Origin of the sequence: Rhizobium deserti, from assembly GCF_004358025.1 — a bacterium.
GTDB classification, from domain to species: Bacteria; Pseudomonadota; Alphaproteobacteria; order Rhizobiales; family Rhizobiaceae; genus Neorhizobium; species Neorhizobium deserti.
Window position 1 is genome coordinate 32831 of the sequence record NZ_SMTL01000008.1, and the last position, 24384, is coordinate 57214.

The 24384-nt window shown below is 62.3% G+C and carries 21 protein-coding genes; 18 read left to right on the forward strand and 3 right to left on the reverse strand.

The genetic code is table 11. From position 1 onward, the window contains the following. The first annotated feature begins 90 nt into the window (after positions 1-90). Genes E2F50_RS20950 through E2F50_RS20980 form a run of 7 tightly spaced genes read left to right on the forward strand, consistent with a single transcriptional unit; the run spans position 91 to position 8396 of the window. On the forward strand, positions 91-501 hold the full coding sequence (locus E2F50_RS20950; RefSeq protein WP_161974298.1) for a DUF1636 family protein: 411 nt from the start codon (positions 91-93) through the stop codon (positions 499-501). Then, positions 498-1553: a cobalamin biosynthesis protein CobW gene (gene cobW / locus E2F50_RS20955; protein WP_133318139.1), complete on the forward strand. Its 1056-nt coding sequence runs from the start codon at positions 498-500 to the stop codon at positions 1551-1553. Before E2F50_RS20950 ends, cobW begins: the two co-directional genes overlap by 4 nt. Before the next feature lie 28 nt (positions 1554-1581). Further along, positions 1582-4872 carry a cobaltochelatase subunit CobN gene (gene cobN, locus E2F50_RS20960; protein WP_133318140.1) on the forward strand — a complete coding sequence of 1097 codons (3291 nt, stop codon included), beginning with the start codon at positions 1582-1584 and terminating at the stop codon, positions 4870-4872. Beyond that, positions 4869-6209, forward strand: coding sequence for a precorrin-3B synthase (gene cobG / locus E2F50_RS20965; protein ID WP_133318141.1), 1341 nt, complete (start codon positions 4869-4871; stop codon positions 6207-6209). Before cobN ends, cobG begins: the two co-directional genes overlap by 4 nt. Next, entirely contained in the window at positions 6206-6835 is a 630-nt protein-coding gene (locus E2F50_RS20970; protein WP_133318142.1) for a precorrin-8X methylmutase, read from the forward strand. Before cobG ends, E2F50_RS20970 begins: the two co-directional genes overlap by 4 nt. Beyond that, positions 6832-7626 (forward strand): precorrin-2 C(20)-methyltransferase, encoded by a 795-nt coding sequence (locus E2F50_RS20975; protein WP_133318143.1) that lies wholly within the window; start codon positions 6832-6834, stop codon positions 7624-7626. The genes E2F50_RS20970 and E2F50_RS20975 overlap by 4 nt, the downstream gene beginning before the upstream one ends. Beyond that, positions 7623-8396, forward strand: coding sequence for a precorrin-3B C(17)-methyltransferase (locus E2F50_RS20980; protein WP_133318144.1), 774 nt, complete (start codon positions 7623-7625; stop codon positions 8394-8396). Before E2F50_RS20975 ends, E2F50_RS20980 begins: the two co-directional genes overlap by 4 nt. Here E2F50_RS20980 and E2F50_RS20985 read toward each other — a convergent pair. Then, a complete protein-coding gene (locus tag E2F50_RS20985; RefSeq protein WP_133318145.1) occupies positions 8351-9139 on the reverse strand; it encodes a cobalt-precorrin-6A reductase in 789 nt (262 codons plus the stop codon). The two genes, E2F50_RS20980 and E2F50_RS20985, sit on opposite strands and share 46 nt — an antisense overlap. A gap of 1 nt (position 9140) precedes the next feature. Here E2F50_RS20985 and cbiE point away from each other — a divergent pair, with 1 nt between their 5' ends. From cbiE to cobM, 3 genes are read left to right on the forward strand one after another with little or no spacing between them, the layout of a single operon-like run. Then, on the forward strand, positions 9141-10388 hold the full coding sequence (cbiE, locus tag E2F50_RS20990; protein WP_133318146.1) for a precorrin-6y C5,15-methyltransferase (decarboxylating) subunit CbiE: 1248 nt from the start codon (positions 9141-9143) through the stop codon (positions 10386-10388). A 2-nt stretch (positions 10389-10390) separates the two neighbouring features. Then, on the forward strand, positions 10391-10777 hold the full coding sequence (locus tag E2F50_RS20995) for a cobalamin biosynthesis protein (RefSeq protein WP_133318147.1): 387 nt from the start codon (positions 10391-10393) through the stop codon (positions 10775-10777). Further along, positions 10774-11568, forward strand: coding sequence for a precorrin-4 C(11)-methyltransferase (cobM, locus tag E2F50_RS21000; protein ID WP_133318148.1), 795 nt, complete (start codon positions 10774-10776; stop codon positions 11566-11568). The genes E2F50_RS20995 and cobM overlap by 4 nt, the downstream gene beginning before the upstream one ends. Here cobM and E2F50_RS21005 read toward each other — a convergent pair. Further along, positions 11532-12677 (reverse strand): cobalt-precorrin-5B (C(1))-methyltransferase, encoded by a 1146-nt coding sequence (locus E2F50_RS21005; protein WP_133318149.1) that lies wholly within the window; start codon positions 12675-12677, stop codon positions 11532-11534. The genes cobM and E2F50_RS21005 overlap by 37 nt on opposite strands. Before the next feature lie 47 nt (positions 12678-12724). Here E2F50_RS21005 and cobA point away from each other — a divergent pair, with 47 nt between their 5' ends. The 7 genes from cobA (at position 12725) to E2F50_RS21040 (ending at position 22324) form a co-directional block, all read left to right on the forward strand. Next, positions 12725-13510: a uroporphyrinogen-III C-methyltransferase gene (gene cobA, locus E2F50_RS21010; protein ID WP_133318150.1), complete on the forward strand. Its 786-nt coding sequence runs from the start codon at positions 12725-12727 to the stop codon at positions 13508-13510. Next, positions 13507-14820, forward strand: a complete 1314-nt coding sequence (locus E2F50_RS21015; RefSeq protein WP_133318151.1) for a cobyrinic acid a,c-diamide synthase CobB — start codon at positions 13507-13509, stop codon at positions 14818-14820. The genes cobA and E2F50_RS21015 overlap by 4 nt, the downstream gene beginning before the upstream one ends. Positions 14821-15145: 325 nt before the next feature. Further along, positions 15146-16735 (forward strand): ABC transporter substrate-binding protein, encoded by a 1590-nt coding sequence (locus E2F50_RS21020; protein WP_133318152.1) that lies wholly within the window; start codon positions 15146-15148, stop codon positions 16733-16735. A gap of 88 nt (positions 16736-16823) precedes the next feature. Then, on the forward strand, positions 16824-17846 hold the full coding sequence (locus tag E2F50_RS21025; protein WP_133318153.1) for an ABC transporter permease: 1023 nt from the start codon (positions 16824-16826) through the stop codon (positions 17844-17846). Beyond that, positions 17843-18670: an ABC transporter permease gene (locus tag E2F50_RS21030; RefSeq protein WP_133318154.1), complete on the forward strand. Its 828-nt coding sequence runs from the start codon at positions 17843-17845 to the stop codon at positions 18668-18670. The genes E2F50_RS21025 and E2F50_RS21030 overlap by 4 nt, the downstream gene beginning before the upstream one ends. Continuing rightward, positions 18663-20294 (forward strand): ABC transporter ATP-binding protein, encoded by a 1632-nt coding sequence (locus E2F50_RS21035; protein WP_133318155.1) that lies wholly within the window; start codon positions 18663-18665, stop codon positions 20292-20294. Before E2F50_RS21030 ends, E2F50_RS21035 begins: the two co-directional genes overlap by 8 nt. Positions 20295-20323: 29 nt before the next feature. Then, complete coding sequence (locus E2F50_RS21040; protein ID WP_133318259.1) at positions 20324-22324, forward strand: CocE/NonD family hydrolase; 2001 nt, start codon at positions 20324-20326, stop codon at positions 22322-22324. 43 nt (positions 22325-22367) lie between these two features. Here the strand turns inward: E2F50_RS21040 and E2F50_RS21045 are convergent, their stop codons facing one another. Then, positions 22368-23288, reverse strand: a complete 921-nt coding sequence (locus tag E2F50_RS21045) for an alpha/beta hydrolase (RefSeq protein ID WP_133318156.1) — start codon at positions 23286-23288, stop codon at positions 22368-22370. A 253-nt stretch (positions 23289-23541) separates the two neighbouring features. On the opposite strand from E2F50_RS21045, the gene E2F50_RS21050 reads away from it, so the two are divergent. Further along, entirely contained in the window at positions 23542-24300 is a 759-nt protein-coding gene (locus E2F50_RS21050; protein ID WP_133318157.1) for a WecB/TagA/CpsF family glycosyltransferase, read from the forward strand. The last annotated feature ends 84 nt before the right edge of the window (positions 24301-24384 follow it).

Genomic DNA, 24384 nt, shown 5'->3' on the forward strand with positions numbered 1-24384 from the left:
GGGTGCTCCGGAGAAGATCATTAATCAGCGCAGGTGACTTGTCCCCTGTGCAGCGCCCCGATTGAACCCATGCGGGATGCGCACCGAGCGATGACTGACAAGCAGCAAGACGATCCGGCAGCAGCCGATGGCGCAGATGTGACGATCTTCGTCTGCACCAATTGCCGCGAGGCCGCCGATAGCGAAGCCCGCCCAGGTATCGCCCTGATCGAAGCCCTGCGCCAGGCGGCCCTGGACAAGCGGCTCACCGTCAAGCCGGTAACCTGCCTGGCCAATTGCGAGAAGAGCCCGAGCGCCGCCTTCAACCACCGTTCCGGCTGGTCTTACGTGTTCGGCCACCTGTCGCTGGACAATGTCGACGACATCATCGCCGGCGCCATGATGCTGGTCAGCGACGACCGTGGCTTCCTTCCCCTTCGCGGCCGCCCCGCCTGCCTGCGCGGCAAGGGCATGACGGCACGCGTTCCGCCTTTCCATCATTACGAGGACATGCCCCAATGAGCGCTTCTTCCGCCCCTGCTTACAATTTCGGGCGCGTTCCCTGCACCGTCGTCACCGGCTTCCTTGGGGCCGGCAAGACAACGTTGATCCGCAACCTGATCGAGACCCTCGAAGGCAAGCGCCTGGCGATCATCGTCAATGAATTCGGTGACGTCGGCATAGACGGCGAGGTTCTGAAAGGCTGCGGCATCGAGACCTGCCCGGAAGACAATATCATCGAGCTGGCCAATGGATGCATCTGCTGCACGGTGGCTGACGATTTCGTGCCGGCCATCGACCGGATCCTGGCCATGCAGCCCCGCGTCGATCACATCCTGATCGAGACCTCCGGCCTGGCCCTGCCAAAGCCGCTGGTTCAGGCGTTTCAGTGGCCGGACGTCAAGGCCCGGGTGACGGTGGATGGCGTGATCGCCGTCGTGGACGGTGTTGCGCTGGCGGAAGGCCGCGTGGCCGACGATCATGACGCGCTGGAGGCCCAACGCCAGGCGGACAGCTCCATCGATCACGACGATCCGGTGGAGGAAGTGTTCGACGACCAGGTTGCCTGCGCCGACATGATCGTGCTCACCAAGACCGACCTCCTGGACCAAGCAGGCCTCGCCGCTGCCAAGGGTCGCCTGCAGGCACATTTGCCGAGGGCGGTGAAGATCGTGACCGCCGCCAATGGGGCAGTGGACCCGGCTATATTGATTGGCCTTGGCCTTGCCGTGGAAGACGATATCGAAAACCGCAAGACCCATCACGATGACGAACTCGACCATGATCACGACGATTTCGACAGCTTCGTCGTTGATCTTCCAATGGTTGCCGATGCCGAGGAACTGGCCGCCCGCATTTCCGCCACGGCCGAAGCGGAAAACGTGCTGCGCATAAAAGGCTTCGTGGAAGTCGCTAACAAGCCGATGCGCCTTCAAGTGCAGGCGGTAGGATCACGCGTGAACCATTATTTCGACCGCGCCTGGGGTGCGGATGAAGCCCGCCAGAGCCGCCTAGTGGTGATTGGCGAAAAGGGTCTGGACCGGGCCGCAATCGAAAAGATGCTCGCCGCCTAAGGCTGCAAGGAACGAAGCCGGGAAAAGGATGCACATACTCGCCACCACATCGTCGTCTCTGGACGACCTGATCGAGCCGGTCGACCTTAACCAGTTGCCGGCTGATGTGGTGGTCTTGTCCTTTTCCGGCAGCGACCTGAACGGCATCGCCGCAGCCTGGAAGGATGCCGGCGCAACGCTCTCGCTCGCCAACCTGTCCGAGCTCCGCCACCCCATGTCCGTCGATTTGTGGATCGACAAGACGGCGGCGAAGGCAAAACTCGTTCTCGTGCGCATTCTCGGCGGTTATGATCGCTGGACCTATGGTGTCGAGCAATTGTCCCGGATGGCGCGGCGCCGGAACATCCACCTCGCCATGCTGCCGGGCGAATGCAGCATCAGCGACGAGCGGCTGGCCGCCGCCTCGACACTGCCCGCTGAAACGCTTTCGAGCCTGCTCGGCTGCTTTCGTGAAGGTGGCCCCGACAACATGCAGCTTCTGGCGCGGCAGCTTGCGGCAATCGTCGAGGACGATAGGACACCTCTGCCGCAAGCCGCACCCATGCCGAAGGCTGGGTTCTACCGGCCGGGCCAGGGAATTGTGCCTGTCGCCGATGTGCTGCACGAGGTCGATGCCGCAGCCCCTCGCCTTCCCATCCTGTTTTACCGCTCTATGTTGCTTGCCAATGATGCTGCACCCATCGACGCCTTGTTCGAGGCGTTGGCTGCGCGAGGCTTCGCCCCCGTTCCGGTCTTCGTCAGCAGCCTGAAGGATGCGCCTGCCATTTCCTTTGTAGAAGGGGCAATCACCGAGCTCCATGCCGCAGCCGTGCTTGCCACGACAGCCTTTGCCAGCGGAACTGACGAGGCGGGACAGAGCCTTTTCGACCGCACCGTCGTTCCGGTCTTCCAAGTCGTGGTCGCCACCACCCGGCGCGACGGCTGGACGGAAGGCCGGCGGGGGCTCAACCCTTCCGACCTCGCCATGCATGTGGTTCTGCCTGAACTCGACGGACGCATCCTGGCCGGCGCCATCTCCTTCAAGGGAGGCGATCATTCCTCGGCCCTCGTCAACCAGCCCGAGCCGGACCGCGTGGAACAGGTGGCGGAGCGGATCGGTGCCTTCCTGCGGCTGAAGACCACGCCGACTAGGGAGCGCCGGGTCGTCATCCTCATGCCGGATTATCCGAGCGCTCCGGGCCGCACCGGTTATGCGGTCGGCCTAGATGTGCCGCAGAGCGTCTTGAGCATGCTGCACCAGCTTTTACTAGCCGGCTACCGGGTTGAGAAAATTCCTGCGACGGCACGCAAACTTCTGGACCGGCTGGACGCGGAAGGAGCTGGCTTCATCCTATCTGAATACGCCGTGCCTGCCGGCATAGAGGCCGCCTGGGGACCTCCCGAGAGCGATAATGATGTGCGTGACGGTGCCTTCCGCTTCCGGGCTGCGCAGTTTGGCCATGTGACGGTGGCGCTTGCGCCCGATCGCGGCCGTAATGCCGACCGACGCGCCGATTATCATAGTCCGGACCTGCCGCCGCGTCATGCACTGGCGGCGTTTGGCCAGTGGATGCGCAAAGGGCTTGGCGTGCATGCGCTCGTACATGTAGGGGCGCACGGAACGCTGGAATGGCTGCCTGGCAAGACGGTCGCACTGTCGCAAGCGTGCTTTCCGGAAATCGTCACTGGCGGGCTGCCGGTGATCTATCCATTCATCGTTTCCAATCCCGGTGAGGCGGCCGTCGCCAAGCGGCGCATTTCGGCCGTGACGATTGGCCACCTGCCGCCGCTGTTGACTGGCGCCGGGCTGTCCGACGAACAGAAGAAGCTGGAGCTTTTGGTCGACGAATATGCTCAGGCAGACGGTCTCGACCGCCGCCGCCGCGATCGGCTGGCCGGCCTGATCGTGGAAGCCGCACGGGACACTGGCCTTGCCTCCGAAGCGGGCGTTTCGACGGGCGATGATCCGGACACTGCGCTCGCCCGTATCGATGCGTTTCTTTGCGACCTCAAGGATTTCGCCATCAAGGACGGACAGCATGTCTTTGGGGAGGTAGCGGAAGGCGACAACGATCCGCTGCGGGTCGCAAGTGCGCAGGCGGAACGGCAGGCGCTGCTCGACGCACTCGATGGTCGCCATATCCGCCCGGGCCCTTCGGGGGCGCCTGCCCGCGGACGACGCGACGTGATGCCGACGGGGCGCAATCTCTTTGCCAGCGACCCGAGAAGCCTGCCGACGCCGACCGCCTATGAGCTGGGCAGGAAGGCGGCCGACGAGATCCTGCGCCGTTACCTGCAGGACCATGGTGACTGGCCGAAAAGCCTGGTCTTCGATCTTTGGGGCAGCGCGTCCCTGCGCAGCGGCGGCGAAGAAGTGGCGCAGGTGCTGGCGCTGATGGGGGCACGACCGCTTCAGGATCCGGCCACGGGCCGTATGACCGGCGTCGAAGTTCTGACGCCGGCCCAGCTAGGTCGGCCGCGCATTGATGTAACGCTGAGGATTTCCGGCCTTTTCCGGGACATGTTCCCGCCCCTGATCGCCCTGCTCGACGCCGCCATGCGGGCCATAGCGTCGCGCGAGGAAGCGCCGGGCGACAATCCGCTGGCGGAAGACATGCAGAAGCTCGGTCAGCTGCCGCCGCGCATTTTCGGCTCTGCCCCCGGCACCTATGGATCCGGTGTGGAGGAGAGGCTAGCCGACGGCAGCTGGAGCGAGCGCGAGGAACTGGGCCGCATCTATCTCGATACAACCAGCCATAGCTTCGGCGGTGCCGAGGGTGAAGCAACTGCGCAACCCGGCGCCTTTGCCGACCGCGTCGGAGAAGCGGATCTTCTGGTCCATACCGGCGACGACCCCGGCCGCGATCTTCTCGACGGTTCGGCAGATGTCGCCTTCATCGGCGGATTTTCTGCAGCGATCGCGGCGCTGGGCGGCAAGGCCGACGTGATTGCCCTCGACACGACCGATCCCCATAATCCCAAGGCCCGTTCGATTTCGGAAGCCGTCACCCGGGTGGTGCGTGCCCGCGCCGTCAATCCACGCTTTATTGCAGGGCAGATGCGACACGGGCCCCGCGGCGCGGCAGAACTGGTAGAAGCGGTCGACCGGCTGATCGGCTTTGCGGAGACCACGCATGCCATTCCTCAATCACTGATCGAGGCCACCTACGACGCCTATCTGGGTGACGTTGGGGTGCGCGACTTCCTGCTGTCGCAAAACCCGGAAGGCGCGCGCTACATGAGCCAGCGGTTCAGCTCAGCACTTGCCCGCGGGCTTTGGCATCCGCGCCGCAACGCCGTCCATGCGGAGCTGGAAATGCTGGGAAAGGAGGCCGCATGATCGCATCCGTGATCAGCCGGCCGGCCCTGGACATGCGCAGAGGCGCCTGCCCCGCCTTGTCCGCCCCGATGATGACCGGCGACGGTTTTCTGGCACGCGTGCCGTTGACCGATATGATCACGCCGCAGCAGCTTGCGGAGATCTGCAGGCTGGCGCTGAGGCACGGCAATGGCATTTTGGAAATTTCCGCCCGCGGCAATCTCCAGATCCGCGGTTTGACGGAAGCCTCGGCTCCCTTGCTGGCCGATATGATCGCGCTCGACCTGCCTTTGCGTGACGGCCTCGCAGTCGAGGTCCCGCCCTTGGCTGGCATCGATGAGACGGAGATCGCCGATCCGCGTCCGCTTGCCCAGGCAATTGCCGACGGCGCCAAGGCGATCGCCGGACTTGCTCCGAAGATGTCGGTCATTGTTGATGGGCATGGGCAATTGCGGCTATCGGACCTGCTCGCCGATATCCGTCTGATTGCCGTTTCCGCTGCAGATGACATCTGCTGGAAGATCCTGCTCGGGGGGACAGAAGAGTCTGGGCGCGTTTTCAATGTTTTACGTGAAACACAGGCTGTCGAAGCGACGCTTGACCTGTTGCGCGAGCTATCAACCCTCGGCAGCAAGGCTCGGGGCCGCGATCTGGCCGACAACACCTTGGACGCGGCGATGCTTGATCAGGGAAGATCGGGTATGCCGGCCTCCCCTAGAAGGCAAGAGGCCGGACCCTTCGGCCTCATCCGGCTATCGGAGGATCTGCACACCGTTGGCATAGGTCCTGCTCTCGGCCAGGCGAGTGCAGAGAGACTCATCGCCCTTTGCAAGGCTGCGGAAGCTCTAGGAATAGAAGCGCTAAAGCCGGCTTTCAATCATTCGCTGCTCTTTTTCGGGGCAAAGCAGGCTTGCGAGACGCTTGCCGACTTCGCTTCTGGCGCTGGGTTTATTAGATCGGCGGCTGATCCGCGGTGCCAGATCGCCGCCTGCCCGGGCAGCCCGGCATGCGCTTCCGCGACCATTGCCACGCATGATATCGCCGCAACGGCAGCAAGCCAATGTGGCGAGCTTCTCGACGGATCGTTCACGCTGCATGTGACAGGATGCGCCAAAGGCTGTGCCCATCCGAAGGTTTCGAGCCTTTCGATCTGCGGCACCAGCAATGGGGTTTCCCTCATTGCTGGAGGAAAAGCGGCTGATGCGCCCTTTGCATCCATTGCTTTTGCCGATACCAACGCCACGCTTCGCTGCCTTTCCGACCTGGTGGGCTCGGAAAGGCGCGAGGGAGAAACCTCTGCTGCCTGCCTTTCCCGGCTTGGACCGCTGCGGCTGGCGGCTGCCACAGGACAATCATGAACAGCTACGACTATATTCGCGAAGGCGACGCCATCTACGAGAAATCCTTCGCGATCATCCGGGAGGAGGCCGATCTGACGGCCTTCTCCAGCGAGCAGGCGGAGATTGCCGTGCGCATGATCCACGCCTGCGGCCTTGTGGAAGCAACAGAACATTTCCGCTTTTCCAGCGATTTCGTGTCGCAAGCCCGAGGCGCTCTGCATGTGGGCAAGCCGATCTTTTGCGATGCCGAAATGGTGTCTCACGGGATTACCCGCGCCCGCCTGCCGGCCGACAACAAGGTGATCTGCACGCTGCGCGACGGCCGCACGATGGGACTCGCCAAAACGATCGGTAATACCCGCTCGGCCGCGGCGCTTGATCTGTGGGACGAAATGGAGGGCTCCGTAGTGGCGATCGGCAATGCGCCGACGGCACTGTTCCGGCTTCTCGAAATGCTGGACGCCGGCGCGCCGCGGCCGGCCGCGATCATCGGCATGCCGGTCGGCTTCGTCGGCGCGGCCGAATCCAAGGAAGCGCTGATGGTATCACGGCATGCCATTCCTTATGCCGTGGTGCGGGGCCGCATGGGCGGATCGGCCATGACTGCGGCCTGTGTCAACGCATTGGCGAGGGCGGGACTTTGAACGCGGCGGTGGTGAAGGGCAAGCTGACCGGTGTCGGCACCGGCCCGGGCGATCCGGAACTGCTGACGCTGAAGGCGGTGCGTGCCATTCGGGAAGCGGATGTCATCGCCTTCTTCTGCAAGAAGGGCTCGGGCGGCAACGGTCGCGCCATCGTCGAGGCGCATGTCAGGCCTGGCACTGCGGAACTGCCGCTGGTTTATCCGGTTACGGTGGAGACGCAGAAGGACGAGGCGGATTACAGGGGTCCGATCGCGGACTTCTTCGATCGTTCCGCCGAAGAGATCGCAGCGCAGCTCGATGCCGGCAAGAACGTGACCGTTCTGAGCGAAGGCGATCCGCTCTTCTACGGATCCTATATGCATCTGCATGTGCGTCTTGCTGATCGCTACCAGGCCGAGGTGGTCGCCGGGGTGACGGCCATGTCCGGCTGCTGGTCGATGACCGGCCTGCCCCTGGTGCAGGGCGACGACATCCTGAGCGTATTGCCGGGCACGCTGTCTGAGGAAAAGCTGGTGGAACGCCTGTCCGATACGGATGGTGCCGTCATCATGAAGGTCGGCCGCAACCTTCCGAAGATCCGCCGGGCGCTTGCCGCCGTCGGCAAATTGTCTGGTTCGCTCTATGTGGAGCGTGGCACTATGGCGAACGGTGCAGCCGTCCGGCTGGAAGAGCGCGACGAAAGTCCGGCACCCTATTTTTCTCTGGTTCTGGTGCCCGGATGGAAGGCGCGTCCTGTGCAAGCTGTGGCCCCGCGGGAAGAGACGGTGGCGGTGCTCGAGGTTGGGAAATGACGGGGTCGCTGACGGTCATCGGCCTCGGCCCGGGAAATCCGGACCAGATAACGCCCGAAGCACTTGCTGCAGTTACGGCTGCAGAGGATTTCTTCGGCTATTTCCCGTATATCGACCGTTTGAACCTGCGGCCTGACCAGCGGCGCCACGCGTCCGACAACCGGGAGGAACTGGCGCGTGCAAAGGCGGCACTCGACATGGCAGCCAGGGGCGGCAAGGTCTGCGTCGTATCCGGCGGCGATCCCGGCGTGTTTGCCATGGCGGCGGCTGTTTGCGAAGCGATCGACGAGGGCCCCGCCGAATGGCGCGCAATCGAGCTGTCCGTGGTTCCCGGTGTCACCGCCATGCTGGCCGTCGCGGCGAAGGCAGGAGCGCCTCTCGGGCATGACTTCTGCGCCATCTCGCTTTCCAACAACCTGAAACCCTGGGCCGTCATCGAAAAGCGACTGGCGGCGGCAGCCGAGGCGGGCTTCGTGATGGCCTTTTACAATCCGATCAGCAAGGCACGGCCGCACCAGCTGGACAAAGCCTTCGACCTGCTTCGCCGCCACCTGCCGGGCACAGTGCCGGTGATCTACGGCCGCGCCGCCGGACGGCCCGACGAGGCGATCCGGATCGTCCCCCTTTCCGAGGCACGGGGGGACATGGCCGACATGGCAACTTGCGTGATCGTCGGAACGGGCGAGACAAGGCTTGTGGAGCGGGAGGGGCGGCGCCCCATCGTTTATTCGCCGCGCTCCTTCAAAGGCGTAGAGGCAGGCGGCGCATGAGCAACCAACGCGTCCAGCATCGCAAGGAGATCATCAACCGTTTCGGCGGCGCGAACATTTGGCAGGGTTGGTCGGCGGATCAGGACGACTTCGATACCAAGAGCCCGCGCTGCTGCAATCTTGCCGTAGCTGGCCGGCCCGCCGCTGTTCTTGGCGACGATGGCGTCGATACGGTGCTCCTGGAGCAGTCGAACCTCGTCGACTTCCGCAAAGGGTCCGCGCGAGGTCAGGTACTGCGCGTTCGGCACGGCAAGCGGAGGATCGACCGGGTCGACGCTGCGGATCAGGTATTCATGCTGCGGCGCCGCCTCGAAGGGCAGCAATTCCTGTCGCCCGAGCGTCAGGAAGATGGACCGTCTGTCCTGCCCGACTGCACTGACGGCTTCGGCAACGTTCTCCACCTCCGTCCAACGGTCATCGGGCTCCCTCACCCAAGGATGCCGACGCAGCGCCAGAAGTGGAATGGAAGCCAGTTCCGCGGCCGCCGCCGCATTGCTGGAGATCTGCGCCGCATAGGGATGGGTCGCGTCGATCAGGATCGAGACAGCCTTCTCCCTCAGATATTGCGCCAAACCTTGCGCGCCACCGAAACCGCCAATTCGAACGGGAACGGGCTGCACGGCCGGCACTTTGGTGCGACCGGCAAGCGACAGCTCGGTTGTGAAGCGCTGATCTACGGCGAGTCGTGCCGCCAGCACCTTGGCTTCTGCCGTGCCGCCCAGAATGAGAATGGAGCGTATCAAAATGCCTCCTGAATCAGAGCGGAAAGCTTTAAAGCAAAGCCGCTGGCTGTCCATCGTCGGCATAGGCGAAGACGGTGTAATAGGGCTCGGGGAAAACGCTCGCGCCGCCATTTCTGCAGCGTCGGTCGTCTTTGGCGGCAGGCGACATCTGGAGCTCGCGGCGCCGCTAATCCGCGGTGAACCGAGAGCCTGGGCAACGCCCTTCGACGCCGCCATGCGCGATGTGGTGGCAATGCGCGGCGAGACGGTCTGCGTGCTTGCCTCGGGCGATCCTTTTTTCTTCGGCGTCGGCGCGACGCTGTCGCATCAGGTGCCGCCAGAGGAATTTCTGGCCTATCCCGCACCCTCGGCTTTTTCACTGGCGGCCTCGCGAATGGGCTGGCCGCTGCAGGAGATCGAGACGGTTTCGCTGCATGGACGGCCACTCGACCTTATTCGGTCGCTCCTGCATCCAGGCCGAAGGATCCTGGCGCTGACTTCCGACGAGAAAGGCCCGGCAGAGCTCGCAGCGCTTCTCACGCAAACCGGCTTCGGTAAATCGCGCGTGACGGTGCTGGAAGCCTTAGGCGGCGGGGCCGAACGCATCCGCTCCGTGCAGGCGGACGAGTTCGCACTAGCCGACGTCCATGTCCTGAACCTGGTTGCGGTGGAAGTCTCCGCGGGTTCCGGAGCGCGCATATTGGCGCTTGGGTTTGGCCTCCATGACGCACTGTTCGAGCATGACGGGCAGATCACCAAGCGCGAAATCCGGGCGTTGACGCTGTCGGCGCTGAGCCCGCGTCGCGGCGAGCTGCTGTGGGATATCGGCGCGGGTGCCGGCTCCATCGGCATCGAGTGGATGCTGTCGGACCCTTCGATGAGGGCACTCGCCATCGAGGCCCATCCGGAGCGTGCGGCCCGCATCCGGCGCAATGCTGCAGCCTTCGGTGTGCCTGGTCTTCATATCGTGGAAGGCCAGGCGCCGGCGGCACTGGCGGGCCTGCCGCAGCCGGACGCCATCTTTATCGGCGGCGGCGGCAGCGAGTCCCGCGTGCTGGACGCCGCGGTTGAAGCCTTGAAGACGGGTGGACGGCTGGTTGCCAATGCCGTCACATTGGAAATGGAAGCGGTTCTGCTGACGGCACAAGCGAAGCTGGGCGGCAGCCTCGTTCGTTTCGACATAGCGCGTGCAGCACCGGTCGGCTCGATGCAGGGGTGGAAACCGTCGATGCCGGTGACGCAATGGACATGGGTTAAACAAGGGTTGTGAATATGATTGTAGCAGGATTGGGATGCCGTAGCGGGACGTCCGCAGAGCAGATGTTCTTTGCGCTCGAAACGGCATGTGAGGAAATCGGCATCGAGCCGAAGGCCATCACGGCCTTGGCAACCGGAGAAATCCGCCGGCAGGAGCCTGGCATCGTCCAGCTTGCTGAAAAGCTGGGCCTACCGCTGCATATTGTCGATGACGGTGCCCTTGCTGCGGCGGAACCGCGGACCAAAACGGTTTCCAGGCACAGCGTCAACCAGACGGGCTCCTCAAGCTTATCCGAGGCGGCCGCGCTTTCCGTGGCAGGCGAGACGTCGGAGCTGATCCTGCCGCGCATCATCGCCTATGGTGCCACTTGCGCCATTGCCAGATCCAGAAACGCAGCATGACCGTCCACTTCATAGGCGCCGGACCGGGCGCGGCAGATCTGATCACCGTGCGCGGCCGCGACATCCTCGGACGTTCTCCGGTCTGCCTCTACGCCGGATCGATCATGCCGAAGGAAGTCCTCGATTATTGCCGAACCGATGCACGCATCGTCGATACGGGTTCGCTGTCTCTGGATGAGATCGAGGCCGAATATCTCGCCGCTCACAAGGCCGGCCATGACGTGGCCCGGCTGCATTCCGGCGATCTGTCCGTCTGGAGCGCGGTGGCCGAGCAGATCCGCCGGCTGGAAAAGCACGGCATCGACTATACGTTGACCCCAGGCGTGCCGTCCTTTGCCGCCGCCGCCGCTGCGCTAAAGCGCGAGCTCACCATTCCTGAAGTGGCCCAGAGCCTGGTTCTGACCCGGGTTTCCGGCCGCGCTTCAAAAATGCCGGAAGGAGAAACGCTCGCCGCCTTCGGCCGAACCGGCGCGACGCTTGCAATTCACCTCGCCGTTCACGCCCTCGGCCGGATCGTTGAGGAATTGACGCCGCTCTATGGTACGGAATGCCCGGTGGCGATCGTCGTTCGCGCCTCCTGGCCCGAAGAGCGTATCATCCGCGGCACGCTTCAGACGATCGAGAAGAAGCTCGCCGAAGAGCCGGCCGAACGAACGGCGTTGATCTTCGTCGGCAAGAGCTTGAACGCCTCCGATTTCGTGGAGAGCCAGCTATACAATGCCGACTATGTGCGCCGCTTCCGGCCGGGCTGGGATCAGCTGGTGGCCGAAGCAGGCGAAGGCTCGAAATGATTGGACGGCGTAAATCCGGTTCGGCCAATAAGCCGGCCCTCGCGGTCGAAGACCAAAATTTCCAAAGCGATCTGTGGATGCGACAGCACCTTGGCGGCCGTCTGCCAGGCAAGTGCGGCGATACGGTCGCCAAGCAGAAGATTGGCTTCGCCCGCCAGCTGAAAGGCGTGAGAGACTATGTTGGCACCGGCAATCTTTGCAACCAGTTCACCATCGGCGCCGGCCTCGGCGGCGAGCTTGGCCAGAGCCTCCAGATCGGCAAGCCCGCGCTTCGAATGCACGTCGAGCATGCCTTGTGCGAGCTTGGTCATCTTGGCCACGCCGCCGGCGATCGTAACCTTCGGCACTGGATGATCGCGCACATATTTCAGCATTCCGCCGACAAAGTCGCCCATCTCGATCAGCGCCACCTCCGGAAGGCCGTGATGAGCCTCGACAGCCTTCTCCGAGGTGTTTCCGGTGGAGCCGGCGATATGGGTAAGACCCGCAGCCCGCGCCACGTCGATTCCCCGCCAGATCGAATGGATCCAGGCCGAGCAGGAAAACGGAATGACGATGCCGGTCGTGCCGAGGATCGAGATACCGCCGACGATTCCCAACCGTCCATTCAGCGTCTTTTCGGCGATCCTCTCACCATCGGCCACCGAGATCTCCACCTCGAAATCGCTTTCGTAACCGTCACACTCGGCAACGGCCTCGACAACGGCTTGACCGATCATCTTGCGCGGAACCGGGTTGATCGAGGGTTCGCCCGGCGGCAGCGGCAGGCCGGGACGGGTGACCGTACCGACTCCGCGGCCTGCCTTGAAGACAATGCCGCTTCCGGGCGCGGCGCGTCTCACGGTACTCATGATCAAGGCGCCGTGGGTGACATCGGGATCGTCTCCGGCATCCTTGACAATACCGGCCGTGGCGAAGCCTTCGCCCTTGTCTTCCATGGCAAGCGCAAAGCCGGGACGCTGCCCACCCGGCAGCGTCACCTCGACTGCAGCTGGAAACCTGCCGGAAAGGAGCGCAAGACAAGCAGCTTTGCTCGCCGCCGCCGCGCAGGTTCCCGTGGTCCAGCCACGGCGCAGGTTCTTGCTTTCTGGTTCAATGGCGGCTTCCATGGCCGTTTCTATAGCCCGGCTGGCTGCGGGCGGCAAAAGGTTTGCATATGCATTTGAGTGATCGCCTCCAGGAACTTGTCGGGGCACCCCTTTTCGACCCGGGACATGTCTGGCTGGCTGGCGCCGGACCAGGCCATCCGCGCTACCTGACGCTCGAAGTGGTGGACGCGCTGTTCAAGGCCGACGTCATTGTCCATGACGCACTCGTGTCGGATGCCGTTCTGTCGCTGGCGGCCACGGAAGACCTCGTTTTCGTCGGCAAGCGTGGCGGCCGGCCTTCGGTCGCGCAGGAGAATATCACGGTGAAGCTGATCGAGCTTGCGCGGGCGGGCAAGCGAGTCCTGCGCCTCAAAGGCGGCGACCCCTACATTTTCGGCCGAGGCGGCGAGGAGGCCGAGGCGCTGGTGAAGGCCGGCGTGCCCTTTCGAGCCCTGCCCGGCATGACCTCGGCGCTGGCCGCCCTGGCTTCCGCCAATATTCCCGCCACCATGCGCGGCTTGAGCCGCTCCATCACCTTTGCAACCGGCCATGCCGCCGGAATGCCCGGCGATTTCGACTGGAAGGCCTTGGCAAGGACCGGTGAGCCGATCGTTGTTTATATGGGGGTGAGCACCATCGGCACGATTGCCCGGCTGCTCATCGAAGGCGGGCGGCAGCCCGATACGCCCGTGGCTGTTCTGATGGCCGCGAGCACGCCGCATGAACGGTCGCTTGTTGCGACGCTCGAGACCGTCGAAGCGGAAGTGGCACGCCAGAATTTCGCGGCCCCGGCGCTGATCGTGATCGGCAGGATCGTTTCCATGCAAGCCGTTTTATCCGGTGCCGAGGCATGAGCGCCCGCGCTCTTATTATCGGCGCGTCGCGCTCGGGCTCCGGCAAGACGAGCGTAACGATCGGCCTGCTTCGCGCCTTCCAGCGGCGCGGCATCAAGGTCCGCGGCATCAAGACCGGACCCGATTATATCGATCCCGGCTTCCATGAGGCGGCCACGCAGCTTCCCGGCCTGAACCTCGACAGCTGGGCCATGGCACCCGACCTTTTGCGGCATCTGGCGCTGGAGCATGCGGTGGATGCGGACCTGGTCCTGATCGAAAGTGCCATGGGCCTGTTCGACGGGATCCCGAGCGAGCCGAACCGTTCGGGTGCCGCCTCCGACCTCGCCCGCCTTTTCGAACTGCCGGTTCTGCTTGTGCTGGATGTATCCGGGCAAAGCCAGACGGCTGCGGCCGTTGCCTGCGGCTTCATGCATTATGATCCGGCAGTCAAGATTGCCGCCTGTATCCTCAACCGCGCAGGCAGCGAACGGCATCGGAAGCTGTCCGGCGATGCAATCGAGGCAATCGGCCTGCCTGTGGTGGGAACCGTGCTACGCGATCCGCTGCTCAGCCTGCCGGAACGCCATCTCGGCCTGGTGCAGGCCAGCGAGCATCCGCAGATGCACGCTCATATCGACCGGCTGGCCGATGTCATGGAGCAGTCGCTGGATCTCGATGCGATCTACGCTGCAGCCATGCCTTTCGCCATGCCCGGCGGCTCGCTTGAAAAGGCTCTGCCGCCGCCGGGTCAGCGAATTGCTCTTGCCGAAGATGCGGCCTTCACCTTTCTTTATCCGCATCTCAAACGGCAATGGCAGGCAATGGGAGCCGAGCTTGTTCCCTTCTCTCCGCTTGCCGGCGAAGCACCGCCTGCAGAATGCGACATCTGCTGGCTACCGGGGGGCTATCCGGAGCTTCATGCCGGAAAACTAGCCGCCTCGGAGAGTTTCAAGGCGGGCCTCAAGACTTTTTCCGAAACCAAACCCGTGCATGGCGAATGCGGCGGCTACATGGTGCTGGGTGAAACACTGGAGGATGCCGAAGGCGTCACGCATGCTATGACCGGCCTCCTTTCCCATGCAACGAGCTTTGCCAAGCGCAAGATGAATCTCGGCTATCGCCGGGCGACGCTGCAGGCGGCTTGCGGCCTCGGGCAACCAGGTGACACTGTTCGCGGTCATGAATTCCACTATGCCAGCGTCGTCTCGGCTGGCCATGACGAGCCTGTCGCCACCATCGAAGATGGCGCGGGCCGTGAAATCGGGCCGTCCGGGGGAAGACGCGGACACGTGAGCGGCAGCTTCTTCCACGCAATTGCGCGCGATTAATCGCGGCGTTACAACGAGGCCGGGCCGGCGTGCACAGCCGAGACAGTCGAGAGCTGGAAACCGTCGCATCAGCATCACTTTATGTCGCACAGGATGCAGCGCCGGTTGACGATCCACCTCTTAATCCTTGAAAGATATCGGGCTGGCCGCCGGATAAGATGCGAAGACACGATCTGGCCAGCGCCATGCCACGAAAGGACGGTACATCCGGCAGCAACCGGACGCATTCCCACCATGAAATGAGCGAAGCCGACCAAGCGGAAGAGGAAACTGCCGGCAACTGCGCCAACGTATTCCAACGCAAAAACGAAAAAGGAACAGGGGAATGAGCGATTTCACAAAATACCTGGCCGGTCGTGTGACCGCCGGCGGCATGAACCGCCGCGAGTTCATGGGCCGCAGCATGGCCGCTGGTTTGACGCTGGCCGCTGCAAGCCAGCTCTTCGACACCAGCGCCAATGCACAGCAGCCCAAAAAGGGCGGTCACTTAAAGCTCGGACTGGAGGGCGGTGCCGCGACCGACTCCATCGACCCCGCCAAGGCGACCTCGCAGGTCATGTTTACGGCTGTCCGCACCTGGGGTGATACCCTGGTCGAAACCCATCCGCAGACGCGCGCGCCGCTTCCTTCGCTGGCCGAATCCTGGGCGCCTTCGCCGGATGCCACCGTCTGGACCTTCAAGATCCGCAAGGGCGTCAAGTTCCACGACGGCAAGGATATGACGACCGACGATGTTGTCGCCACCTTGAAGCGTCATAGCGACAGCAAGACGGAATCCGGTGCAGCCGGCGTCCTCAAGTCGATCAAGAGCATCGAGAACAAGGGCGGCGACTTGGTCGTGACGCTGGTTTCCGGCAATGCCGACTTGCCGCAGATCTTCACGGACTACCACCTGGTGATCCAGCCTGATGGCGGTGTCGACAAGCCGACGGCGGGTATCGGCACAGGCCCCTACAAGGTCACCAGCTTCGAGCCCGGCGTTCGCATGACATTCGAGAAGAACGCCAATGACTGGCGTTCAGACCGTGGCTTCGTGCAGACCGTCGAAATGATCACCATGAATGACGCAACCGCCCGGATTGCGGCCCTGTCTTCCGGCCAGGTCAACTTCATCAACCGCGTCGATCCGAAGACGGTGTCGCTTCTCAAGCGCTCCCCCAATGTCGAGCTGCTGACGACGGCGGGCGGTGGCCACTATGTCTTCATCATGCACTGTGACAAGGCGCCATTCGACAACAACGACCTGCGCATGGCGCTGAAATATGCCATCGATCGCGAGGAAATGGTCAAGCGTATCCTTGGCGGCTACGGCAAGGTAGGCAACGACTTTCCGATCAACGATACCTATGCGCTCTTCCCGGAAGGGATCGAGCAGCGCACCTACGATCCGGAAAAGGCGAAGTTCCACTTCAAGAAGTCCGGCCATAGCGGATCGGTGCTGCTGCGCACATCCGAAGTCGCCTTCCCAGGCGCCGTCGACGCTTCCGTTCTCTTCCAGCAGAGTGCCAAGAAGGCCGGCATCGATATCGAAATCAAGCGCGAACCCGGCGATGGCTATTGGTCGAACGTCTGGAACGTGCAGCCCTTCTCCGCCTCCTATTGGGGCAGCCGCGCCACCCAGGACCAATTCTATTCCGGCGCCTATCTCTCCACCGCCGACTGGAACGATACACGCTTCAAGAACGAGAAGTTCGACAAGCTGCTCATCTCTGCACGCGGCGAATTGGACGAAAGGAAGCGCAAGGACATGTATCGCGAAATGGCGGTCATGGTGCGTGACGAGGGCGGCACCATCCTGCCCATGTTCAACGACTTCGTGAACGGGGCCACCAAGCAGGTGAAGGGATATGTGAACGACATCGGCAACGACATGTCGAATGGATATTTAGCAAGCCGGGTCTGGCTCGACGCCTGACGTCTGAAGGGCTTGATCGCCCCTGATGTGCCTGGACCGCGAACCCGTTTCGCGGTCCCACTTGCCATTTCAGAACCGGAACACGCTCATGTCCCTTACTGCTGAGCCCAAACCCGCAGAGGCTGCAAGCATGCCCGACCTGAAATTCAGGGCCCGGTTCCCCTTGTTGACGCTGATCGTCGAGCGTCTGCTGCTGTCTCTCATGCTGCTTTTGGCGGTTTCGGTGCTGATCTTCGGCGGCGTCGAAGCTCTGCCTGGGGACTTCGCCAGCACCTATCTCGGCCAATCGGCCACCCCTCAGGCCATCGCCAACATCAGCGCCGAACTCGGGCTCGATAAGCCTGTCGTCAGCCGCTATTTCTCGTGGCTGGGCGGCGCCTTGCAGGGAGATTTCGGCACCTCCTGGGCCAGCCGCAATTCTGTTTCCGAACAGGTGGGGCGGCGCCTGGGCAATTCACTTTTCCTGGCAGGCTTTGCCGCGGTCATCGCCGTACCCCTTGCGATCGGACTGGGCATGCTTTCCGTTCACTTCCGAAACCGAATGCCGGACAAGATCATCAACGTCATCTCTCTTGCGGCGATCTCGCTGCCGGAATTCTTTATCGGCTATCTGCTGATCCTCTACTTCGCGGTCAATTTCGGCATCGCGACCTTCCCCGCCACCGTCTACGAGAGCATGGGCCTCCTGGAGCGGCTGAAGGCCATTGCCCTGCCGACGGCGACCCTCGTGCTTGTGGTGCTCGCCCATATGATGCGGATGACCAGAGCGGCCATTCTGTCGGTCATGTCGTCGGCGTATATGGAGACAGCCGAGTTGAAGGGCTTGTCAGCCGGCCGAGCCATCATCAAGCATGCGGCGCCCAACGCGCTTGCTCCCATCATCAACGTCGTGGCGCTCAACCTCGCCTATCTCGTGGTCGGCGTTGTGGTGGTCGAGGTCGTGTTTGTGTATCCGGGCATGGGCCAGTACATGGTCGATGCGGTTACCGTTCGCGACATGCCCGTCGTGCAGGCCTGCGGCCTGATCTTTGCAGCGGTCTACATTCTCTTGAACATGCTGGCGGATATCTTAGCAATTGTCGCCAATCCACGCCTGAGGCATCCGCGATGAGAGCACGCGACATCCCCATCACTGCCTGGATCGGCATGTTCGGCATTCTGCTTGCCGTTTTCTGTGCCCTGTTTGCCCCCTTCATCGCACCTTATGGAGAAACGGAAGTTGTGGGCGGCGTTTGGCAGGAGGCCGATGCCCAGTTCTTCTTCGGCCTCGATAATCTCGGCCGCGATATCCTGTCGCGACTGATCTACGGAGCCCGCACGACCCTGCTCGTGGCCCTGGCTGCTACCGTCATCTCTTTTTCGCTGGGGATCATCCTGAGCTTCATCGCCGCGGTTTCAGGCGGCATGATCGACACGGTCTTTTCCCGCTTCAACGACCTGATGATGTCGATCCCGACGCTGATTTTCGCGCTCGTCGTGCTGGCCGTCCTGCCGCAGCACCTGATCGTACTGATCCTCGTCATGGCGATCCTCGATTCGACCCGCGTCTACCGACTTGGCCGGGCCGTGGCGCTGGATGTGGCTGTGATGGAATTCGTTGAAGCGGCCCGATTACGCGGCGAAGGCACCGGCTGGATCATCTTTCGCGAAATCCTGCCCAACACGCTGTCACCGCTGCTCGCCGAGTTCGGCCTGCGCTTCGCCTTCGCCATCCTCTTCCTATCCACCCTCTCCTTCCTCGGCCTCGGCATCCAGCCGCCGACCGCGGACTGGGGCGGCATGGTGAAGGACAACAAGGACGGCATCATCTTCGGCATTGCCGCCGCTCTGGTGCCGGGAAGCGCCATCGCGGGGCTCGCCATCTGTGTCAACCTGGTGGTCGACTGGCTGCTGAGGCGGACGTCAAGCCTCAAGGGAGGGCGCGGCGATGCCTGAGCTTCTGTCGATCCGCAATCTCAAGATCGAGGCAACGAGTTATCCTCCCGGCGAGCCGCCCAAGCGGATCACCATCGTCGACGACGTCTCGCTCGACCTGCAGAAGGGTAAGGTACTAGGGCTGATCGGGGAGTCCGGCGCCGGCAAGTCGACGATCGGATTGTCTGCCCTCGCCTATGGCCGTGGCGGCGCCGACATTACCGGCGGCCAAGTGCTTCTCACTGGCACCGATATCCTGACACTTGGCAAGGGCGGCATCCGCAAGCTGCGGGGAGCGCGCGTGTGCTATGTGGCGCAGTCGGCGGCTGCCGCCTTCAATCCCGCTCACCGGCTGGGCGACCAGGTGATCGAGGCTTCGGTCAAACATGGGCTGATGAGCAAGGAAGAAGCCCGGAAAAGGGCGCTCTATCTTTTCGGCGTGCTTGGCCTGCCCAGCCCTGAAACCTTCGGAGACCGCTTCCCCCATCAGGTTTCCGGCGGTCAGCTACAGCGTGCCATGACAGCGATGGCACTTTGTCCGAACCCCGAGTTGATCGTCTTCGACGAACCGACCACAGCTCTCGACGTGACGACGCAGATCGACGTATTGGCGGCAATAAAGCATGCCATCGAAGAGACCCATACGGCAGCGCTCTACATCACCCATGATCTGGCGGTCGTCGCCCAGATCTCCGATGACATCATGGTTCTGCGCCATGGAAAGATGGTCGAATACGGCTCTGTGCAGCAGATCATCGAGGCGCCACGGGAAGATTATACCCGGGCGCTGGTGAATGTCCGCCAAGCCATGCGCCAGGAGGCGCCGGACCAGAGCCAGGCACTGCTGAAGATCGACAATGTCAGCGCGCAATATTCAAATGGCTTCAAGGTGCTGCACGATGTCTCGCTGCATCTGTGCAAGGGCCAGACGCTCGCTATCGTCGGCGAGTCCGGATCGGGAAAGTCGACGCTGGCCCGCGTCATCACAGGTCTGCTGCCGCCGAGCCAGGGGCAGATCACCTTCGAAGGCAAGCCCCTCACGTCAGCACTGAAGAACAGAAGCCGCGACGAGCTGCGCCGGATCCAGCTGATCTACCAGATGGCAGACACGGCCATGAATCCGCGTCAGACCGTGCGCGACATCATTGGCCGGCCGCTAACCTTTTATGACGGGCTGCGCGGCGCGACCAAGACAGCCCGCGTCAAGGAATTGCTTGAGCAGATCGAGATGAGCAACGGCTTCATCGACCGCTATCCGGCCGAGCTTTCCGGCGGCCAGAAGCAACGAGTTGCGATAGCCCGGGCGCTTGCTGCCCGCCCTGAGCTCATCCTATGCGACGAGCCGACATCTGCACTCGATCCGCTGGTGGCAGAGGGCATATTGAAGCTCTTGATGAAGCTCCAGGCCGAGCAGCAGCTCTCCTATGTCTTCATCACCCATGACATAGCCATTGTCCGCGCCATCGCCGACTGCGTCGCGGTCATGCATCGTGGCCGTCTGGTGCGGTTCGGGCCAAAATCCCAGGCCCTCTCTCCACCCTTCGACGATTATACCGATCTTCTTCTAAAATCCGTGCCGGAAATGCAGCTAGGCTGGCTGGAACGGGTGCTAACGACCCGGCGCATGGCAAGTGCCGGAAATTGACCAAGCAGGCAATGAAAGTGCATAACGAAATGACCGACCGCTCCTTTACCGTCATCGACAACCAATGGATCAGGCTGAAGGACGGAACGCGGCTTGCCGCCCGCATCTGGATGCCGGACGGTGCCGAAGCCGATCCGGTGCCGGCCGTGTTCGAATTTCTGCCCTACCGCAAAAGGGACGGGACGAGCGCCAGAGACGAATCCACCTATCCTGCCTTTGCGGCAGCAGGGATTGCCGGCGTCCGCGTCGACATCCGCGGCTCCGGCGAATCGGATGGTGTCATCGACGGTGAATATACCGAGATTGAACTGGCAAATGCTTGCGAGTTGATAGCCTGGATTGCCGAGCAGCCTTGGTCGAACGGCAGGGTCGGCATGATGGGCATATCCTGGGGCGGCTTCAATTCGCTACAAGTGGCGGCATTGCAGCCGCCGGCGTTGAAGGCGGTCATCTCCATCGCCTCGACCACCGATCGCTACAATGATGATATCCACTACAAGAACGGCTGCCACCTTTCCGCCCAGCTTTCCTGGGCGGCAACCATGCTCGCCTATCAGTCGCGCTCCCCCGATCCGGATATCGTCGGCGATCATTGGCTGAAAATGTGGATGGAGCGGCTGGAGAATGAGCCCTTCTTCATGGAGGAATGGCTGTCACACCAGCGTCGCGACGCGTTCTGGGAGCATGGGTCGATCTGCGAGGATTTTGCCGCGATCCAGATCCCGACGCTGGTGATCGCCGGCTGGGCCGATGGCTATCGCAACACGCCGCTTCTCACAGCCGCAGGACTAGGCGAGCAGTCGAAGGCCCTAATCGGACCATGGGTGCACAAATACCCGCATTTCGCTTGGCCAAAGCCACGCGCAGACTTTCTGGGCGAGGCGATCGCCTTCTGGAACCGCTGGCTGCGCGACGAGGAAAACGAGATCGAGAGGCTGCCGCAGGTGCGGGCCTTCATTCTTGATGGACCCAAGCCTGCTGTTCGGCGCGATGTGGATCCCGGCTTCTGGGTCTCGAAAGAGCGCTGGAGCGAGCCGCAGATGGAAAGCTTCTATGTCGACCAGTTCGGCACATTGTTGGACGGCATGCCGATCCCGCATGCGCCGCCCCATGAGGTCTACCTCAAATCGCCGCTCGATACCGGGATCTCGGCCGGCGAATGGTTCACGCTGAAGCCAGACGCCGAGCTTGCCGGCGATCAGCGCGTTGACGACGGCGGTTCGCTTGTTTTCCAAAGCCAACCCTTGAGCGAGCCGAAGATCTACCTTGGACGCCCGTCACTAACGGTGACCCTGCATTGCCAAGCGGAACTCGCCAATCTTTGTGCACGGGTTGTTGATGTTCATCCCGATGGGACTACCACTCGCGTCTCCTTCGGCGTCATCAATCTTGCCCATCGGAACGGCAACGCTGCCCCGCAGCCGTTGACACCGAGCGAGCCGGTGACGATCCGCCTGGAACTCGATACCTGCGGCTACCGTTTCGGCGAGGGCCACCGGATCCGGCTATCGCTGTCCACCGCCTATTGGCCGATGATCCTGCCGCCGCCAGTCGATCCGGGCCTGACGATCGATCTCGCCTCGCTCGGCCTTGCCATGCCTATGCTTGGCGAACATCAGACCTTCGAGATGAAGCAGCCGGACAACCCGGATCCACTGCCCAAATACATTGAGCAGGCGCCTGCTCAGACACAACGCAGTGTCACGCGGGATCTGACCGGCAACTGCACGCATTACACGATCCACGAAGATACTGGGCTCTTCGAGCACCCGGATACGGGATTAGCCACGCGGCAATTGCGTGAGGAAACCTGGTCTATCAGCGCCGATGATCCTCTCTCCATGACGGGTAGCTGCACCTGGACATGCGACATGCGGCGCGGCGGCTGGTCGGTACGCACCATCTCGGCTGCCCAGATTTCCTGTAGCGTCGAGGACTGGCTGATCAGTGCTTCGATCTCTGCGCAACAGGGCGAGAAGCACATCTTCGACAAGACCTTCGAAAAGGCCATCCCCCGCGACCTGATGTGAAGGAAGTAAGGTTCGGGATCCGTTTATCAGGCGGTCAAGCCAGTCATTCTGCTGCGGCGAATTCGCGTACGGCCTCGCAAAGTGCTTGGAAGGCCTCCTGCGCGCCCTGGCTCATATGCCGAGCCCTCAGCCAGGCATGCACCATCTGGGGCTCGTCGCGGTACACGACAGACACGCCCACCGCTTGCAGCCGTTGGGCATAGTCTTGTCCATCGTCCCGCAGCGGATCGAAATGCGCCACGGTGATATAGGCAGGCGGGAGATTGGATAAATCCGAGGTCAGCAGCGGATGCGCCACCGGCTCGTCCGCGGGCGCCTTCAGGACCGAGCGGTAATAGGCCACGTCCGCCGTCGTCAGGCCCGGTGCATTCGCCATCTCCTCGTAGGAACCGGAGACGAGGTCACCGCCGAGGCCTGGATAGATCAGGACTTGGCCTATGATGCCTGAAAGACCTTCCTCTCGAGCCCGAAGCGTAAGGCCGGCCGCAAGAGTGCCGCCCGCACTGTCGCCAATCACGACAATCTTCCTGCCTTCCGCCAGCAAATGCTTTAGAACTCCAAAACAATCGTCTGTCTGGGCTGGCCAGACATGCTCCGGCGCCAGCCGATAGTCCACCGACACCAGTTCGGCCTTCGCCTGATCGGCAATTTCGGCGCAAATCGCATGATGGCTTTGGAGCGAGCCGACGACGAAGCCGCCGCCGTGCAGATAAAGAAGGAGGGTTGATGTCTCGAGCGCCGCAGGCCGATAGCGACGGGTCGGAACGGAGAGCATCTCGTTGAAAAAGGTAAGCCCGACCGGCAGCTCCCGATCAAAGCGGGCACAGAGAGCATCATACCAGGAGCGTTGTTGTTCAATGGGGGCATCGACCGCATCCGCCGGGTAGAAGGCGTCGCAGATCCTCAGAAATTCGTTTATCCCCTCCTCGTGCGGGAAAGGAGAATTCTTGGGCTCTGAAGTCATGAGTGATCCCGACGGCTGGTCACAGGTCAGCCTAGGAGGCAACCGCTCCGCTTGCAACCATCCAGACGGTCTTCGAGACTACCGGCGTGCAGCGCAAAAACCGCCGACATTAACTATCTCGGGCTATTTCAATTGAGAAAGCTCAGACCCGCTGTATATCGGTTTGCCAGGGGACGTCGCGATTATCACGGCAAGAGCAGCCAAAGGCAGACAATTGGCAGAGGTCAGTACCCAAATTCCCGCTGAATCGCCCATGTCGGACTGGCCCACCACGCTGCTGGGAGGCTTACCGGTTGTTCGCTGCAGCATGGAAACGGCCGCTGAAGGCTTCATCGATCACGCTCTGCGCGCCCGCGGAAGCCATGCGCGACCCTTCTATTCCACTTCAGCCAACGGGCAGGTCATTGCCCTTTGTTCGAAAGAACCGTCTCATAGAGCGCTGATGGCGGAAGCGGACCAGATTCATGCGGACGGCATGCCGATGGTCATGTTCTCCAAGTTTTATTCTTCCCATCCGGTGTCGGAACGCATCGCCACAACGGATCTTGTCCATGCGGTCGCTTTGAAGGCACAGCAGGCTGGGGTGAGCTTCTATTTCCTGGGAGGAAAGGAAGAGGTCAATGCCAAGGCCGTCGCCGCCATGCAGGCAGCCTATCCAAAATTGATTTTTGCAGGCCGCCGCAATGGGTATTTCGGGCCGGAGCAGGAGGATGCGGTCATTGCCGACATCCAGGCAGCCAAGCCGGATATCCTCTGGGTCGGCCTCGGCTTTCCGCTCGAGCAGGCATTCGTCAGCCGCAATCTCGATCGGCTCAGGGAAGTGGGGGTGATAAAGACGTCTGGAGGCTTGTTCGATTTTCTGTCGGGCCGAAACTCCCGTGCTCCGGCATGGATGCAGCGGGCCGGCCTGGAATGGGCCTACCGCATGATCAACGAGCCGCGGCGCCTGACCTTGCGTTACCTGGTGACAAATCCGATCGCACTCCATGCACTTCTTCAAAAGTCCAAGTGAGCCTTTGGCTGAGCTCGGATCGGCCTCGTCATTTCAACGGTGAAGCAAAAAAAGGCCCGCACCACCTTTGCTGGTGTTGCGGGT